We start from the raw sequence: 16,348 nt of genomic DNA on the forward strand, positions 1-16,348 counted from the left end.
GCGTCGCCTCCTTGCCTCCATGGTGCCCCGGCCTCGGGCGGTGCGTGCTGAATGGTCATGTCTCGTTCCTCTCCGATGTCCGCAGGGCCGCCCTCAGCTGGTCCACGTGGTCGTGGACGCGGCCGGGAGGCAGGAGTTCGTGCGCGGTGGTACCGGGGCCCGTGCAGGCGCGGCAGAGGCCGCCGGGGAGGAATGCCGGGTCGCCCGGGACGCCGCACTCCGTGCACTCCATGACCATGCGCGGGGCCGGCGGTTCCGGTGGGAGCTTGTCGAGCAGACGGCGGCGGACGAAGCCGTACGGGTGGGAGACGTGCGCCGGGAGCCCGGCCGTGAGCGCCGACAGGAGCTGCGTCTCGCTCGCGCCCCGCTCGAACCACACCCCTGCCGCCGCCTCCAGCGCCGCGCATTCCGGCGCGGAGAGCGTCAGGCCCGCCTCGATACGGCCGAGGCGGGCCAGCAGGTCGTACGCCGCCGAGCGCGCCAGCGAGGCCGGGATGGTCGAGGCCCCGAGCTCGCCCGCCGCGAAGCGGGCCCACCAGGCGTCGTCGCGGGCGGTACGGGACCAGTAGGAGCGCCACACCCAGTGGTTCGTGCCGGACTCGCTCGTCACGCACTGACGGATTCGGCGGTAGTGACCGGCGGCGGACAGGCTCTTGAGGATCGTGCCCATCGCGCACTGGCCGTAGCCGGGAACGTGCTTCGCGAGCGTCTTCACCGAGATGTCCGCGCCCTCGGCCTGCCGGTCGATGTAGTCGGCGACCTCCGCCTCACGCCTGGGCAGATGTGCGAAGTCGTCGGCGCGACGGGGGCTTTGGGAGGGGGCGAGCCGCTTGCCGTAGCCGGGATTGGCCATGGGGTGGGCGGGCGGGCGCAGGGCAGGATTAAGCTGCTGAGTAGCCATGAGATCGGGCCTTAACGATCTTGTAGGTCAGACCCCTGTGTGGTGCTGGTAACACCGCATGGGGGTCGCTCTTGCTGCGCACGCTACACGGCCATGGCCGTACGTCGCGACTCGATCACAAAAAGTCATCTCGCCTGGTGTGCGGGCCACTTAGGGGTGGGTGGGCGGGAACAATCCCCCCACCCAATCCTTCTAAAGGCGTCTCGAATCCCGCGTCCCGAAGCTCAAGCCCCGACGTGCGCGACGAATTCCGCCCATGCGCGGGCCTGTACGGCGAGTTCGGGGCTCGACGTGAGCTTCGAGTCCCGGACATGGACGGCGTCGGGGCAGGTGGCGACCTCGACGCAGTTACCGCCCTCGCTGTCGCTGTGCGTCGACTTGCGCCAGGCGAGGGCGACTTCGACGCAGTTTCCGCCCTCGTTGTCGCTGTAGCTCGACTTGAACCACGCCAGACCGGTTCTCACCACGCCTCGGCCTCTCTCTTGATGACCTCAGCGGACTCCTCGGGCCCGAGAGCCTGCATACGGATCATGCCGAGCCGCTGGGTCAGTTTGCTGACCGTTTCGGGCTCGCCCGTCAGGTGACTGACCGACTGACCCTCCTCGAACACATGGTGCTCATGATCCGGCGATTCGAGAAGCACAATCGGGCCGTCGTTGCCCGGATGCAGGCCCTGCGACGTCGGCATCACCTGAATGTCCACATTGCGCAACGCGCCTACGGCCAACAGGTGTTCACACTGCTCCCTCATCACGTCAGGACTGCCCACGGGCCGTCTCAGCGTGCTCTCCTCGATCACGAAGCTGAAGTACGCGGTCGGCCTGCGGGCCAGCATCAATCCGCGCTCGATGCGCGCGGCGACGCGGTGCTCGACCGTCTCGTCGTCGATCGGCGGGCAGTGGGTGGCAAAGAGGGCCCGCACATAGCGCTCGGTCTGGAGCAGGCCCGGGACGCGAATGGGCTCGTACGACTGGTGCGCGATCGCATGCGCCTCCCGCTCCATGAACTCCGCCGCCCTCGGCGGGAACGGATCCGGCACCAGGAACTTCTCCAGTGCCTTCAACTTGCCCCGCGCCCCGTACAGATCGTCGGCCACCGCCAGCAGCCGCGCCGTCGGTCTGCGCCGTCCCACCTCCATCGCCCGGATCGTGCCCTCGGTGTACCCGGCCGCCTCCCCCAGCGCCTGGCACGAACCCCCCGCGTCCTGGCGCCACATCTGTAACTGTTGCCCGCAGTGCCGCCACGCGGACGGTGTCTGCTTGAGCTGTGCCGTCTCGGTCATGCACCCCAGGCTAGGGACCGGACACGGAGCGTGAGGCTCTTTCCAGGAGCAGCTCCCTCTCCCGTGCGTTGCGGGTCAGGGACGCCGCCCGCTCGAACTCGGCGCGCGCCTCCTCCCTCCGCCCCACCCTCTCCAGCAGGTCACCCCGGACACTCGGGAGCAAGTGGTAGTCCTTCAGGGCAGGTTCGTCGACGAGAGCGTCGACCAGTTCCAGACCGGCTTCAGGTCCCTCGGCCATGGACACGGCCACTGCCCGGTTCAGTTCCACCACGGGGGACGGAATCAGCGCCACCAGCTGCCCGTACAGGGCGGCGATCGTCGTCCAGTGCGTGTCCTCGTACGTCACCGCCTGCGCGTGGCAGGCAGCGATTGCCGCCTGGAGGGCGTACGGGCCGTACGGGCCGGGGCCCACGTGGTGCAGGGCCTCGATGCCACGGCGGATCAGCAGGCGGTTCCAGCGGGAGCGGTTCTGGTCGGCGAGCAGGACGGGCTCGCCGTCCGGTCCCGTGCGGGTCGGGATGCGCGAGGCCTGGAGCTCCAGCAGCGCGGCCAGACCGTGCACTTCGGAGTCGGCCGGCATCAGGCCCTGGAGGACCCGGGCGAGGCGCAGGGCGTCCTCGCACAGGGCGGGGCGCACGAGGTCGTCCCCGGCGGTGGCCGAGTAACCCTCGTTGAAGATCAGGTAGATGACCTCCAGCACCGAGTCGAGTCGCGCGGCACGGTCCGAGCCGTACGGCACCTCGAACGGCACGCCCGCCTTGGCCAGTGCCCGCTTGGCGCGGACGATGCGCTGGGCGACCGTGGACTCGGAGGAGAGGAAGGCACGGGCGATCTCCCCCGTGGTCAGACCGCCGAGGAGTCTCAGGGTGAGCGCGATCCGGGCGCCGGTGGCGAGCACCGGATGGCACGCGGTGAAGATCAGGCGCAGCAGGTCGTCGTCGATGTCGTCGGGCTCCGAAGGCTCGGGCGGCGGCGACACGTCCTCCAGAGCGCGGCCGACCTCGGCGAGCTTGCGGGCGTACGTCTCCTTGCGGCGTACGAGGTCGATGGCGCGGTGCTTGGCGGTGGCCATGAGCCAGGCTCCCGGCTTGTCCGGGACACCCGACTCCGGCCACTGCTCCAGCGCGGCGACCAGGGCGTCCTGCGCGAGCTCCTCGGCGATGCCCACGTCCCTCACGATGCGTGCGACACCGGCGATGATCCGCGCGGACTCGATCCTGAACACCGCTTCGATCGTCTCGGTCGCGCTTGCTGCCGTCACGGCCACCCATCAGAGCAGCCGCACCGGGACGGGGCAAGCGCGGCCGGGTCAGCCCTCGGCGATCTGCCGGACCTCGCAGGTGACGTGCCAGTTCTCCGGGTGGATCTCCAGGAAGCGCTTGGCCCATTCGAGGGCCTCGGCCTTGTCCTTGCACTGCATGATGGCGTAGCCGCCGACGACTTCCTTGGTCTCGGTGAAGGGCCCGTCGGTGTAGCTCAGCTTGCCGTCGGACCAGTGCACGCGGGTGCCGTCGGAGGTCGGGGTGAGCCCGGCCGTGTCGAGCATGACACCGGCCTTGGTGATCTCCTCCAGCAGCGCACCCATGCGCTCGTTGAAGTCCTCGGGGAACTCCTCGGTGGGGAGCTCGCTCTCGTTGACACGGACCATCGACAGGAAACGCGGCATGGTGACTCCTCGGCTCGGGAGACGGGGCCGTTCCCCGCCTCTCACCCATGCGTCGAACGGGAGGCGGCGGGATCGACACCGTCGCCAGGATTCTTCCGAGGTTCTCGGGGAAGCCGTGGAACCACGCTCTTCACAGGCCGTCGAACGGCGGGATGATCCGCACGACGACAATCAGCTGAGCCCGCGGAGCGGGCAGGAAGTAGAACCGGCCGCCCGCGGCATCCATGCGCCTCAGGCCCCCCGGCCGCGGGCCTTCGCCGGCCGCGGACCTTCGCCCAGCTCCGTGACATCGACACCCATCTCTGCGAGTTCGACCAGCTGCCCGGCGAGGCGCTCGACTTCCGACACGACCGCGCTCGGGACGCCTCCCGCAACGTGCGCATGATCGGGGTCGTACTCCCAGCGCCAGGGGTCACTCACCGCAGATCCTGCGCCGGCGCGGCCCTGGCGTCGTCAAGAATGAGGCCGATCTCAGCCGCGGCCTGTCGGGCCTCGTGCGCGTTCGCTGTCGACGCCGCGTTCTCGAGCTCACCGAATCTGGCAGCCAGACGCGGCTGACGCTGGATGTGCACGTGGACAGCCCAGTGCGCCGTGAAGCGCTGCAGCGGTGCCAGGTCCGAGCCGAGCCGGGCCTGGTCGGCCGCCTGATCCAGTTCACGGGTGAACGCGGGAAGGGCAGCCGGAGCGATCTGCGCGACAGCCTGACGCAGCGCAGCGACGGTTGTCGGAGGCTGCGGAATCAGGGGCTGCTCGGATGCGCCGGCGGTCATGTGTTCTCCCACGGACGGGATTCTGTGCCTTCAGTCAGCCCACCGAGCCAAAACCCGGGATCATCATCAGATCGCCCCCGGGAGCGTCAGCCCAGAGACTCGAACCGCCAGCGGTGCACCGGCCGGGTGATCAGGTCCGCCGCCGGTTCGGGGAGTTCGGGAAGCTCGGCGCTCGCGTCCGGAGCCTCCCACCAGGTGATCACCAGCACCCGGTCCTGCGCCGCGCGGAACGTCTCGCGGCGCAGAGGCTCGCGCGCCAGGTCCTGGGCGCGGGCCCACTCCAGCAGTTCCGCGCCCCGGCCCTGGACGGCGCGCGCCTCCCACATCAGGGCGACCACGGTCATGAGTAGAGGTTGTCCTTACTGATCTCGTGCACGTGATCGTGGTCGTGGACGTGGTCCGCGCCCGGTACATGCGGCTCCGTCACCGGCAGCGACGAGTCCGCCGACAGCTCCCAGTCGGAGGCCGGCCGGTTCCTGGCCACCATCTCCGCGCCCAGGGCCGCGACCATCGCGCCGTTGTCCGTGCACAGCTTCGGACGCGGCACGCGCAGCCGGATGCCGGCCCGCTCGCACCGCTCCTGGGCAAGCGCCCGCAGCCGGGAGTTGGCCGCCACTCCGCCGCCGATCATCAGGTGGTCCACGCCCTCGTCCTTGCAGGCGCGCACCGCCTTGCGCGTCAGCACGTCGACCACGGCCTCCTGGAAGGACGCGGCCACATCCCGTACCGGCACCTCCTCGCCCGCCGCGCGCTTGGCCTCGATCCAGCGGGCCACAGCCGTCTTGAGCCCGGAGAAGGAGAAGTCGTACGCCGGGTCGCGCGATCCGCTCAGTCCGCGCGGGAACGCGATCGCGTTCGGGTCGCCCTCCTTCGCCAGCCGGTCGATCACCGGGCCGCCGGGGAAGCCCAGGTCCAGCACCCGGGCGATCTTGTCGAAGGCCTCGCCCGCCGCGTCGTCGATCGTCGCGCCCATGGGCCGTACGTCGGCGGTGATGTCGGGCGCGAGCAGCAGCGACGAGTGACCGCCGGAGACCAGCAGCGCCATCGTCGGCTCGGGCAGCGGGCCGTGCTCCAGCTGGTCGACACAGATGTGCGAGGCGAGGTGATTGACGCCGTACAGCGGCTTGTTCAGCGCGTACGCGTACGCCTTCGCCGCCGATACGCCGACCAGCAGCGCGCCCGCGAGGCCGGGTCCGGCGGTGACCGCGATGCCGTCGAGGTCGCGAGCGGAGACGCCCGCGTCCTTCAGGGCGCGTTCGATGGTGGGCACCATCGCCTCGAGGTGCGCGCGGGAGGCGATCTCGGGCACCACACCGCCGAAGCGGGCATGTGTGTCCACGCTGGAGGCGATCGCGTCGGCGAGCAGGGTCGTACCGCGGACGATGCCGACGCCGGTCTCGTCGCAGGAGGTCTCGATGCCGAGTACGAGCGGTTCGTCAGCCATCAGTGAGTCTCAGTTCCTTGTACGTGGAGGCGCATGACGAGGGCGTCGACATTGCCCGGCTGGTAGTAGCCGCGGCGGAATCCGATGGGCTCGAAGCCGAAGCGCCCGTACAGCTTCTGGGCCCGGGTGTTGTCCACGCGCACTTCGAGAAGCACCTCGTCGCACTCGAAGGCGGTGGCGTGCTGCAGCAGATCGGTGAGCAGCCGGGAGCCGAGGCCGGTGCTCCACTGGCTGCGATCGACGGCGATGGTCTGTACGTCCCCGAGCCCGCCGGCGGCCGCGAGTCCCGCGTACCCGACGATCCGGCCTTCGCCGTCCTCGGCCACGATGTAGCGGCGGGTGGACTGCGGGCCGCGGGAGTGCGCGAGTTCGGACCAGAACATGCCGACCGACCAGGCGTCCTCGGGGAACAGCTCGTGCTCGAGCTCCAGCACCGGCTGGATGTCCCACCAGCGCATCTCACGCAGGGCGGCGGTGCTCACTTCGGAGTGACCACCTTGTAGTTCTTGGGCACCTGGGCGTCGGGGCGGCGCAGGTAGAGCGGCTGCGGCGGCAGGAAGTCCGCGCCGGAAGCGAGTCTCTCGGCGGCGAGGGCGGCGAGGGCCGCGGCCGAGACGTGCTCGGGGCCCCGGGTGTCCTGGAACGTCTCGGGGTACAGGAGCGCGCCCGCACCGACGGCCGGCAGGCCGGCGACCTGTTCTGCGATGTCGGCAGGGCGGTCGACGGAGGGATCGGTGACGCGGCTGCGGGCATGCTCGTAGCGCGCCCAGTAGACCTCCTTGCGGCGCGCGTCCGTTGCCACGACGAACGGGCCGTCGTCGAGGCCGGAGGCGTACGCCAGCCCGTCCAGCGTGCACACGCCGTGCACGGGCACGCCGAGCGCCGAGCCGAACGTGGCGGCGGTCACCAGGCCTACGCGCAGGCCCGTGTACGGGCCGGGGCCGACGCCGACGACGATGCCGGTGACGGCGTCGAGCTTCACACCGGCCTCTGCGAGGACGGCGTCGACGGCGGGCAGCAACAGCTCCCCGTGGCGGCGCGCGTCCACCCGGCTGGACTCGGCGACGACGGAGCTGCCGTCGTGCAGGGCGGCGGTGACGGCGGGCGTGGCGGTATCCATGGCGAGCAAGAGCACGCAAACAGCCTACGGCTCCCGCGGAGGGGGCACGGCGCCCCGTCGAACGGTACGGCTGCTGCTACCGTCACCCCACAGACGTACGTTTGAAAGGTGGGCACGGTGGCACGGAGCAGCTCGGGGATCGTGGCCGGGCTCACGGCGGCGGCGCTGACCGTCGTCGGATTCCTCGCCTACCAGGCGTCTGCGAGTGCCCCCGACCACCTCGGCAAGCCGAGGAACCCGGTCGTCGCCCCTTCGGCCGAGCCCTCCGGCACCACCAAGCAGAAGCCCAGGGACCCGCTCACGGTGCCCGCGAACTCGGGCACGGGCGTCCGGGTCGTGTACTCGCTGGGCGAACGGCGGGTGTGGCTGGTCGGCAAGGGGGGCAAGCTGGAGCGCACCTTCGAGGTCATGCCCTCGACGATCCACCCCAAGCCCGGTACGTACGAGGTGACCTCGCGCTCAGGGAGGGTGGCCGGCTCGGACGGCGTTCAGATCGAGCATGTGGTGCGCTTCGCGAGCGTCGACGACATCTCGATCGGCTTCAGCGCCGCGGTCGACGGCTCGATGGAGCCGCCGGACCCGGAGAGGAAGACGGGTGGCGTGCGGATGAAGCGTGCGGACGGGAACGCGATGTGGGTGTTCGCGGCGATCGGCTGGAAGGTCGTCGTCGTCCCGTAGCGCAGCACCCGTAAGGGGTCGTGCGTACGAATCAGGCGGTGCCCGGCGGATCAGGCGGCGTCGCGACGGGGCGCCCGGTGCTCCGGGCGGTGTTCCGGACCGTGCTCGCGGGGCGGAGTGGAGACCGCGGTCGCCGCGGCACAGGACGCCAGGAGATCCCGCATCGACAGGGTCGACGGCAACGGGCGCACAGGCATCGGGATCGCGGGCTCATGTGACGACTGGTGCTTGTGCGACTGCGGTTCGCGCTCCGATGCCGACATGGATGCCTCCTGGGGGCTGCCGGGGGCAGGCTTGGTTAGGTAGACCTAACCAGGTCTCGATACCATGTCATCACGCATGGCGGGACCTGCGCAACATTTTCCCGACGTCTTGTCGGAACGTCTACAGGACACGGCGGCGGTTCACACCGGGGGCTCCGCCCCCAGGCCCCGCGTCTCGACCCCACCGGACTCCGTCCGGGGGACTCCACGACGCTGCATGCGTCTGACGCTGTCGTCGGGGCTCCGCCCCGAACCCCGGGCCTCAGTCCCCCGGACTGCGTCGGGGGACCCTCACGAGGCTGGATCTTGTTGCTCACCGCGTTCGGCGGGCGGGGTGGCCGCCTGCCGTGCCTGGGCTTCGGCCAGGGCGTCGTTCAGCGGGCCGGCCGACGGCGGGAGCGCCGACAGCAGCCAGCGGGTGGAGGCAGCGATGACCGGCGAGAGATCCGTTCTGTTCCTCGCAGCCTGTGGCAGCGAACCAGGCAAGCCCGAACCCGGTACGGCCTGCGGCGGGGGTACCTCGCCGCAGGCCGTGGACGCAGTGTTCTCGAACTCCCCAGCCGTCGTGCGGGGGAACCCCACACGGCTGGATCGCCGCCGTGCCGCTGAGAAATCGGCCCGTAAAGGGGCCAGCCCGCCAGGGGCCTACGCGACCGTCAGGTCCAACGACGCCCACCGCGGCCCGTAGCCGCTCAGCGTCACCTCGCGCCGCTCGTCCTCGGTATTGCCCACCACCCGGTGGATGATCACGTGCAGGCGGTCGTCCGTCAGGTCCTCGACCTTCCCGTCGCCCCATTCCACGACCACCACCGACTCCGGCAGCGAGACGTCCAGGTCCAGGTCCTCCATCTCGTCGAGGCCGCCGCCGAGGCGGTACGCATCCACGTGGACCAGGGCAGGGCCCCCCGTCAGCGACGGGTGCACACGGGCGATCACGAACGTCGGGGACGTGACCGCGCCGCGCACACCGAGGCCCTCGCCGAGGCCCCGGGTCAGCGTCGTCTTGCCCGCGCCGAGCTCACCCGTGAGCATCACCAGGTCGCCGGGGCGCAGCAGCTTCGCGAGTCTGCGCCCCAACTCCTGCATCTGCTCTGGGGATTCGACCAGCATGCGGGTGGAACGGGCGGCCGGTGTCTCAGCCACCGGGCTGTGCGGTGCTTCCATACGAGCCGACGTTACCCGTTGCGGGCACCGCCCCGGTGCGGGCGAGCAGGTCCGCCAGCCGGTCGGTGACCACCTCGGGATGCTCCAGCATCACCAGATGCCCGGCGTCCGGCACGATCACCAGCTCCGCCTCCGGCAGCAGGTCCCCGATCGCCTCGCTGTGCGAACTCGGCGTGACCAGGTCCTTGTCTCCGGCGAGCACCAGCACCGGCAGGTCCAGGAACGCGGTGAGCGCCTCGGACTTGTCGTGCTCGGCGAAAGCCGGGTAGAACTCGGCGACCACATCGATCGGGGTCGACTCGATCATCCGTTCGGCGAAGCGGGCCACCGCCGGGTCCACGTCCTTCGAGGAGAACGAGTACCGCTTGATGAGGCCCGCGAACAGGTCGGCGGTGGCCCGTCGGCCCCGCTCGACCAGCTCGGCCTGAGAACCGAGCGCCCGCAACACGCCCGGCAGGACGCGTCGCACGGCGTTCACGCCGGCCACCGGCAGGCCGTAGCTGACCTCGCCGAGCTTCCCGCACGAGGTGCCGACGAACGCGGCTCCGGCCACACGGTCCCGCACCAGCTCCGGGTAGTGCTCGGCCAGCGCCATCATCGTCATGCCGCCCATGGAATGGCCGACCAGCACCAGCGGGCCGGTGGGCGCGGCCGCGTCGATGACGGTCTTCAGGTCCCGGCCCAGCCGGTCGATGGAGACCTGGCTCCCGTCGTGGCCCGCCTCCGAGGCGCCCCGGGCCGAGCGGCCGTGGCTGCGCTGGTCCCAGTGCACCGTGCGCACCAGGCCGCGCAGCGCGGCCCGCTGGAAGTGCCAGGAGTCCTGGTTGAGGCAGTAGCCGTGGCTGAAGACCACGGTGACCGGCGCCGGTGCCTTGCGCCCGAAGAGCCGCCTGCGGCGCGGCGCTGCCGCGTCCGGGTCGAGCTCGTCCACCTCGTAGTACAGCTCGGTGCCGTCGTCGGCGACCGCCTTGCCGGGCACGCCGCGCAGTGCGCCGTAGGGCCCGGCCGCATCCAGGGCGAGACGTGCCTTCATGCGCATGCCGCGGCCCACGGTGAGCCGTTCGAGCGCGACACCCGCGGCCGCACCGGCCGCGATCACACCTATCGCCGCACCGGCGAAGCCCGCCCGGCGCCAGTTGCCCGTGGCCACCGCCGCAGCGGCCTCCGCCACGTCCCCCGTACTGGTCTCGCTCACCGTGCCTCTCCTACTCGTCGTCGTAGTCGCCGAAGCCCTCGTGCATGCCGGCCGGCTCGCGAAGTCCGTTCAGTTCGTTCAGATAGACGCGGGGAATCCTCGTACCGATGCGCGTGACGATCTCGTACCCGATGGTGTCCGCCGCCTGGGCCCAGTCCTCCGCGGTCGGCTCGCCCCGGTCGCCGGGACCGAACAGCACCGCCTCCGAGCCTTCCGGGACCTGCTGCCCACCGAGATCGACGACGAACTGGTCCATCGCCACCCGCCCGGCCACCCGCCGCCAGGACCCGCCGACCAGGACCGGCCCGCGGCCGGAGGCATGGCGGGGAACACCGTCCGCGTAACCGATGGGGATGAGACCGAGCGTCGTCTCGTCGGAGGTGACGTAGTGGTGGCCGTAGCTGACGCCGTGGCCCGCCGGGACGCGCTTGACCAGCGCGACGGACGCCGCGAGCGTCATCACCGGGCGCAGCCCGAAGTCGGCGGGGGTGCCCAGTTCGGGGCTGGGCGAGACGCCGTACATGGCGATGCCGGTCCGCACGAGGTCGAAGTGCGCGTCGGGCAGCGTGAGCGTGGCCGGGGAGTTGGCGATGTGCCGGACCTCGGGTTCGATGCCCGCCTTCTCGGCGTACGTCACCATGTCGCGGAACACGTTCAGCTGAGCGGCGATCGAGGGGTGCCCCGGCTCGTCCGCGCAGGCGAAGTGGGACCACAGGCCGGTGACGCGGACCAGTCCGGCGTCCTCGGCGCTGCGGGCGGCCGCGACGAGCTCGGGCCAGTCGGCGGGCTGGCAGCCGTTGCGGCCGAGTCCGGTGTCGGCCTTCAGCTGGATGCGGGCGGGCCGGCCCGCGTCCCGGGCCGCCGCGGTGACCTCGGTCAGCGCCCACAGGGCGCTCACCGACATGTCCAGATCGGCTTCGATGCCCTCGCGCCAGGGGTCGCCGGGCGTCCACAGCCAGCACATGATCCGGCTCGTGATACCGGCGGCGCGCAGCGTGAGCGCCTCGTGCGGAGTGGCGGTGCCGAGCCAGGTGGCGCCGGCCTGGAGCGCCGCGCGGGCGCACGGCACCATGCCGTGTCCGTACGCGTCGGACTTCACCACGGCCATCAGCGCAGCGTGGGGCGCGCGGTCGCGCAGCACGCGCACATTGGCGCGCAGGGCCGCGAGGTCGATCTCGGCACGGGCCCGCAGGGGCGCCGTCCGCGGCAAGGACGTCTTCGGTCCGGCCTGCGTCGGTGCTGCCTGCGTCGGTGGTGTCTGGCTCATCGCGCCCAGTGTCTCAGAGCCGTGCGGCGGGATTCGTTCGGCAGACGGTCGGCTTGGTCACTCGGACGGCCCCGTCCCCTACCCGCTACGCGGCCCTATTCACGCACGTCATGCCAGGCGAACGGGAGGGCCGAGGCCACCTCGTACGCCGTGATCGGCGCGCCCTGCGCCGCCGCGTGACGGGCGGCCAGCCCATGCAGATATGCCGCCGCGGAACCGGCGTCGCGTGCATCCAGGCCGGCCGCCAGCAGCGATCCGGCCAGGCCCGAGAGCACATCGCCGCTGCCCGCGGTGGCCAGCCACGGCGTGCCCATGGGATTGACCCGGACCGGTGATCTCCCGCCGTCCGGCGCGGCGACCAGTGTCGTGGACCCCTTGAGCAGCACGGTCGCCCCGAAACGCGCCCCCAACTCCCGCACGGCGGCGAGCCTTGCCCCCTCCACCTCCGCACGCTCCACACCCAGCAGCGCGGCCGCCTCCCCGGCGTGCGGGGTCAGCAGCGTGGGTACGCCCCGGGCCGCCCGCTCCCGCACCGCCACTGCATCCATCAGCCGCAGCCCGTCGGCGTCCACGAGCACGGGAACGTCCGAGGCCACCACGTCCCGCACGGGCTCGCTGTCGTCGCCGAGCCCCGGGCCGACCACCCAGGCCTGGACCCGGCCCGCCCTGGCCGGGGGCCCGGCGTGCACGAGGCACTCCGGGAAGCGCGCGATCACGGCATCGGCGGCCGGGCCGACGTACCGCACGGCACCCGCCCCGCCGCGCAGCGCGCCGGCGACCGCGAGCACCGCCGCGCCCGGATAGCGCGCCGAACCGGCGGCGACGCCGACGACCCCGCGCCGGTACTTGTCGCTCTCCGCGGCCGGGACGGGCAACATCCGGGCCACGTCCACGTGTTGCAGCGCCTCGAGCTCGGGCAGGCCCGGCAGGTGGTCGTCGAGGCCGATGTCGACGAGGCGGACCGTGCCCGCGTACTCCCGGGCCGGGTCGATCAGCAGGCCCGGCTTGTGCGCGCCGAACGTGACGGTGGCGTCCGCGCGCAGCGCCTCGCCGTGCACCTCGCCGGAGTCCGCCTCGACGCCGCTCGGCAGGTCGACGGCGACGACGACGGCGTTCGAGCCGCGGGCGGCCCGGGCCACGGGGACGGCATCAGGGCGCAGTCCGCCGTGACCGCCGATGCCGGTGATGCCGTCCAGGACGAGATCGGCGACGGCCAGCACCTCGAACGGGTCGTCCGTGACCCGGCCGCCCGCACGGAGGAAGTCGGCGAGGGCGGCGGGATGGGCGCGGTCGGGGGCGAGGAGCACGGCTTCGACACCGGCGCCGCGGCGGGCGAGGCGGGACCCTGCGTACAGGGCGTCGCCGCCGTTGTCGCCGCTGCCGACGAGAAGGACCACCCGGGCGCCGTACACCCGGCCCAGCAGTGCGGCACCGGCCGCCGCGAGTCCGGCGGCCGCCCGCTGCATGAGGGCACCCTCCGGGAGGCGGGCCATCAGCTGGGCCTCGGCGTGCCGCACGGTCTCCACGCTGTACGCAGTACGCATGCCCCCGAGTCTGCCGCACTCGCCTGCTGTGCGCGCCGCGCGACTCAAGTGACCGCGCGCCGCGCCGGTTTGACTCCCCCCCGGCGGCAACGGCCCGGCCGGCCCTCCCCCGCTGTTCCGGAGCGGCGACCGGACCTTGTCCCGTACGGTGTCCTACCCCTCGGCGATCACCACGGCCGAGGCCACGCCGGCGTCGTGACTGAGCGACACGTGCCAGGACCGCACACCGAGCTCGGACGCCCGCTCGGCGACCGTGCCGCGGACCCGCAGCCGGGGCCGGCCGGTGTCCTCGACGTACACCTCCGCGTCCGTCCACAGCAGCCCGGCCGGCGCACCCAGAGCCTTGGCCAGTGCCTCCTTCGCGGCGAACCGGGCAGCAAGCGAGGCATACCCCCGCCGCTCGCCGCTCGGCAGCAGCAACTCGCGGTCCAGGAAGAGCCGCTTCGCCATCGCCGGCGTGCGTCTCATCGACTCGGCGAACCGGTCGATCTCCGCGACATCGATCCCCACCCCAATGATCACGCGCTCACTCCACGGTCACCGACTTCGCCAGATTCCTCGGCTGGTCCACCTCGTTGCCGCGCGCCGTCGCCAGCTCGCAGGCGAAGACCTGCAACGGGACGGCCGCGACCATGGGCTGCAGCAGCGTCGGCGTGGCCGGGATCCAGATCAGATGGTCCGCGTACGGCACGACCGTCTCGTCCCCCTCCTCCGCGATCACGATCGTCCGCGCCCCGCGCGCCCGGATCTCCTGGATGTTAGAGACGATCTTGTCGTGCAGCACCGAGCGCCCGCGCGGTGACGGCACGACGACCACCACCGGAAGGTCCTCCTCGATCAGCGCGATCGGCCCGTGCTTGAGCTCACCGGCCGCGAACCCCTCCGCGTGCATGTACGCGAGCTCCTTGAGCTTCAGCGCACCCTCCAACGCCACCGGATAGCCCACGTGCCGCCCCAGGAACAGCACCGTGTTCTTGTCCGCCAGCGAGCGCGCCAGCTCCCGCACCGGCTCCATCGTCTCCAGCACCCGCTCGACCTCGCCGGAGATGTGCGCCAGGTCCCGGACGACGACATGGATCTCGTCGCCCCACTTGGTGCCGCGGACCTGCCCCAGATACAGCGCGACCAGATAGCAGGCGACCAACTGTGTCAGGAACGCCTTGGTCGAGGCGACCGCGACCTCGGGACCCGCGTGCGTGTACAGCACGGCGTCCGACTCCCGCGGGATCGTGGACCCGTTGGTGTTGCAGATGGCCAGCACCCTGGCGCCCTGCTCGCGCGCGTGCCGCACCGCCATCAGGGTGTCCATGGTCTCGCCGGACTGCGAGATCGCGATCACCAGCGAGCGCTGGTCCAGAATCGGGTCCCGGTAGCGGAACTCGCTCGCCAGCTCCACCTCGCACGGGATACGGGTCCAGTGTTCGATGGCGTACTTGGCGATCATTCCCGCGTGGAACGCCGTCCCGCAGGCGACGATGACGACCTTGTCGGCCTCGCGCAGCACGGACACCGGGATCCGCACCTCGTCGAGTCTCAGCGAGCCGGCCGCGTCGATCCGGCCCAGCAGCGTATCGGCGACCGCCTTGGGCTGCTCGGCGATCTCCTTGAGCATGAAGTAGTCATAACCCCCCTTTTCGGCCGCGGAAGCGTCCCAGTCCACGTGGTACGACCGCACCTGGGCGGGCCGCCCCTCGAAGTCGGTGACCATCACGCCGTCCCGGCGGAGCTCCACCACCTGGTCCTGCCCCAGCTCGATCGCGGACCGCGTGTGGGCGATGAACGCGGCCACGTCCGACGCGAGGAAGGACTCACCGTCTCCAACGCCCACCACCAGCGGGGAGTTCCGTCGTGCGCCCACGACCACATCCGGTTCGTCGGCATGCACGGCGACCAGCGTGAAGGCACCTTCCAGCTGCCGGCACACCTGCCGCATCGACTCGGCCAGATCCCCCGCCGACGAGAACGCCTCGGCGAGCAGATGCGCCACGACCTCGGTGTCGGTCTCGGACGCCAGGTCGTGTCCTCGCTCGGCCAACTCGGCGCGCAGGGCCGCGAAGTTCTCGATGATCCCGTTGTGCACGACGGCCACGCGGCCGGCGTTGTCCAGATGGGGATGCGCGTTGGCGTCGGTCGGTCCGCCGTGGGTGGCCCATCGGGTGTGCCCGATCCCGGTGGAGCCGCTCGGCAGTGGCCGCTCCGTCAGCTCCTTCTCCAGATTGACGAGCTTGCCCGCCTTCTTCGCCGCGGCCAGCCCGCCATCGGCGAGCACCGCGACCCCGGCCGAGTCGTAGCCGCGGTACTCGAGCCGCTTGAGCCCGGCGACGACCACATCGAGCGCCGACTGTCCGCCGACGTAACCCACGATTCCGCACATGTCGGCAGCCTACGACCCGGAACCCGGCTCGGCACGGACAGCTGCCGCCGGATCAGGACGGTGCCCGGTCGGCCCGCACGAACCCCAGCCCCGTGACACCGGCGTCCGTCAGGGCCTGCCGGACGTGCTCGCCGACGAACACATCACTGACGCTCCCGGATACGCGGAACACCCGGGACGCGACGGCGTCGGCCATGCTCCGGCGGAACGCAGGGAAGCGGAGCGCCTCGTACGTCTCGTAGGTGTCGATGAGCGACGCCTCCCTGTCCACGACATCGTCGATGACGGCCGCGGCCTGCACGACGAACAGCGGCTCGTCCCCCAGCACCCCATGGGCGAGAGTGCGGATGTCCGGGCCGGCGCACCGGGTCAGCACATCGAAGGCGAGCCGGTTGCAGACCCAGTCCCTCATCCGGCGGTACCAGTAGACATCCGGCCTGTGCTTCCCCTCGCCGGGCTCCCACGTGAAAGGGACCGACACACCGGCCGCCGGTTACGGCGTGCTCCAGTCGTGCTCGCAAGAGGGGACGGGGAAGCCCGCATCGTCACCGTCGAGGCAGCCGTACAGGTCCACATCCAGCTCAGCCAGGAACGCCATCGCCAAAGGATGGCACCGGACGAGCGGGACCGGATGAGCGGCCGGCACAGGACCTTCGCCCGGTACGCCCTCGTCCCCCGGG

20 protein-coding genes are annotated in these 16,348 nt (G+C 71.5%); 1 reads left to right on the forward strand and 19 read right to left on the reverse strand.

Annotated features, from left to right (window positions below; genetic code table 11):
* Nucleotides 1-55: 55 nt before the first annotated feature.
* The 11 genes from OHS70_RS14585 to tsaB all read right to left on the reverse strand — a co-directional run bounded on the left by OHS70_RS14585 (nt 56) and on the right by tsaB (nt 7,198).
* Nucleotides 56-901 (reverse strand): hypothetical protein, encoded by an 846-nt coding sequence (locus OHS70_RS14585; protein ID WP_328397513.1) that lies wholly within the window; start codon nt 899-901, stop codon nt 56-58.
* A 224-nt stretch (nt 902-1,125) separates the two neighbouring features.
* Entirely contained in the window at nt 1,126-1,365 is a 240-nt protein-coding gene (locus OHS70_RS14590) for a DUF397 domain-containing protein (protein ID WP_328405628.1), read from the reverse strand.
* Nucleotides 1,362-2,183, reverse strand: a complete 822-nt coding sequence (locus OHS70_RS14595) for a DUF5753 domain-containing protein (protein WP_328397515.1) — start codon at nt 2,181-2,183, stop codon at nt 1,362-1,364. The genes OHS70_RS14590 and OHS70_RS14595 overlap by 4 nt, the downstream gene beginning before the upstream one ends.
* 10 nt (nt 2,184-2,193) lie before the next feature.
* Nucleotides 2,194-3,444: an RNA polymerase sigma factor gene (locus tag OHS70_RS14600; RefSeq protein WP_328397517.1), complete on the reverse strand. Its 1,251-nt coding sequence runs from the start codon at nt 3,442-3,444 to the stop codon at nt 2,194-2,196.
* Between the two features lie 48 nt (nt 3,445-3,492).
* On the reverse strand, nt 3,493-3,849 hold the full coding sequence (locus OHS70_RS14605; protein ID WP_328397519.1) for a YciI family protein: 357 nt from the start codon (nt 3,847-3,849) through the stop codon (nt 3,493-3,495).
* Nucleotides 3,850-4,080: 231 nt separating this feature from the next.
* Nucleotides 4,081-4,269, reverse strand: a complete 189-nt coding sequence (locus tag OHS70_RS14610) for a hypothetical protein (RefSeq protein ID WP_328397521.1) — start codon at nt 4,267-4,269, stop codon at nt 4,081-4,083.
* On the reverse strand, nt 4,266-4,619 hold the full coding sequence (locus tag OHS70_RS14615) for a hypothetical protein (protein WP_328397523.1): 354 nt from the start codon (nt 4,617-4,619) through the stop codon (nt 4,266-4,268). The genes OHS70_RS14610 and OHS70_RS14615 overlap by 4 nt, the downstream gene beginning before the upstream one ends.
* Nucleotides 4,620-4,705: 86 nt before the next feature.
* Entirely contained in the window at nt 4,706-4,963 is a 258-nt protein-coding gene (locus OHS70_RS14620; RefSeq protein ID WP_328397525.1) for a hypothetical protein, read from the reverse strand.
* Nucleotides 4,960-6,063, reverse strand: coding sequence for a tRNA (adenosine(37)-N6)-threonylcarbamoyltransferase complex transferase subunit TsaD (tsaD, locus tag OHS70_RS14625; protein WP_328397527.1), 1,104 nt, complete (start codon nt 6,061-6,063; stop codon nt 4,960-4,962). Before tsaD ends, OHS70_RS14620 begins: the two co-directional genes overlap by 4 nt.
* Complete coding sequence (gene rimI, locus OHS70_RS14630) at nt 6,063-6,521, reverse strand: ribosomal protein S18-alanine N-acetyltransferase (protein WP_328405630.1); 459 nt, start codon at nt 6,519-6,521, stop codon at nt 6,063-6,065. Before rimI ends, tsaD begins: the two co-directional genes overlap by 1 nt.
* 20 nt (nt 6,522-6,541) lie before the next feature.
* A complete protein-coding gene (tsaB, locus tag OHS70_RS14635; protein WP_328397529.1) occupies nt 6,542-7,198 on the reverse strand; it encodes a tRNA (adenosine(37)-N6)-threonylcarbamoyltransferase complex dimerization subunit type 1 TsaB in 657 nt (218 codons plus the stop codon).
* Between the two features lie 102 nt (nt 7,199-7,300).
* Here tsaB and OHS70_RS14640 point away from each other — a divergent pair, with 102 nt between their 5' ends.
* Nucleotides 7,301-7,861, forward strand: coding sequence for a hypothetical protein (locus OHS70_RS14640; RefSeq protein ID WP_328397531.1), 561 nt, complete (start codon nt 7,301-7,303; stop codon nt 7,859-7,861).
* Nucleotides 7,862-7,911: 50 nt separating this feature from the next.
* Here OHS70_RS14640 and OHS70_RS14645 read toward each other — a convergent pair whose 3' ends face one another.
* From OHS70_RS14645 to OHS70_RS14680, 8 genes are all read right to left on the reverse strand, one after another.
* On the reverse strand, nt 7,912-8,124 hold the full coding sequence (locus tag OHS70_RS14645; protein WP_328397533.1) for a hypothetical protein: 213 nt from the start codon (nt 8,122-8,124) through the stop codon (nt 7,912-7,914).
* 645 nt (nt 8,125-8,769) lie between these two features.
* On the reverse strand, nt 8,770-9,288 hold the full coding sequence (tsaE, locus tag OHS70_RS14650) for a tRNA (adenosine(37)-N6)-threonylcarbamoyltransferase complex ATPase subunit type 1 TsaE (protein WP_328397535.1): 519 nt from the start codon (nt 9,286-9,288) through the stop codon (nt 8,770-8,772).
* Nucleotides 9,260-10,483 (reverse strand): alpha/beta fold hydrolase, encoded by a 1,224-nt coding sequence (locus OHS70_RS14655; RefSeq protein ID WP_328397537.1) that lies wholly within the window; start codon nt 10,481-10,483, stop codon nt 9,260-9,262. The genes tsaE and OHS70_RS14655 overlap by 29 nt, the downstream gene beginning before the upstream one ends.
* A 10-nt stretch (nt 10,484-10,493) precedes the next feature.
* Nucleotides 10,494-11,750 carry an alanine racemase gene (gene alr / locus OHS70_RS14660; protein ID WP_443062604.1) on the reverse strand — a complete coding sequence of 419 codons (1,257 nt, stop codon included), beginning with the start codon at nt 11,748-11,750 and terminating at the stop codon, nt 10,494-10,496.
* A gap of 95 nt (nt 11,751-11,845) precedes the next feature.
* Nucleotides 11,846-13,294 (reverse strand): NAD(P)H-hydrate dehydratase, encoded by a 1,449-nt coding sequence (locus OHS70_RS14665; protein WP_328397539.1) that lies wholly within the window; start codon nt 13,292-13,294, stop codon nt 11,846-11,848.
* Between the two features lie 153 nt (nt 13,295-13,447).
* Nucleotides 13,448-13,816: a holo-ACP synthase gene (locus OHS70_RS14670; protein ID WP_328397541.1), complete on the reverse strand. Its 369-nt coding sequence runs from the start codon at nt 13,814-13,816 to the stop codon at nt 13,448-13,450.
* 4 nt (nt 13,817-13,820) lie between these two features.
* Nucleotides 13,821-15,668, reverse strand: coding sequence for a glutamine--fructose-6-phosphate transaminase (isomerizing) (gene glmS, locus OHS70_RS14675; RefSeq protein ID WP_328397543.1), 1,848 nt, complete (start codon nt 15,666-15,668; stop codon nt 13,821-13,823).
* A 52-nt stretch (nt 15,669-15,720) separates the two neighbouring features.
* Nucleotides 15,721-16,080: a hypothetical protein gene (locus tag OHS70_RS14680; RefSeq protein WP_328397545.1), complete on the reverse strand. Its 360-nt coding sequence runs from the start codon at nt 16,078-16,080 to the stop codon at nt 15,721-15,723.
* Between the last annotated feature and the right edge of the window lie 268 nt (nt 16,081-16,348).

The sequence above is a fragment of the Streptomyces sp. NBC_00390 genome, from assembly GCF_036057275.1.
Taxonomy (GTDB): domain Bacteria; phylum Actinomycetota; class Actinomycetes; order Streptomycetales; family Streptomycetaceae; genus Streptomyces.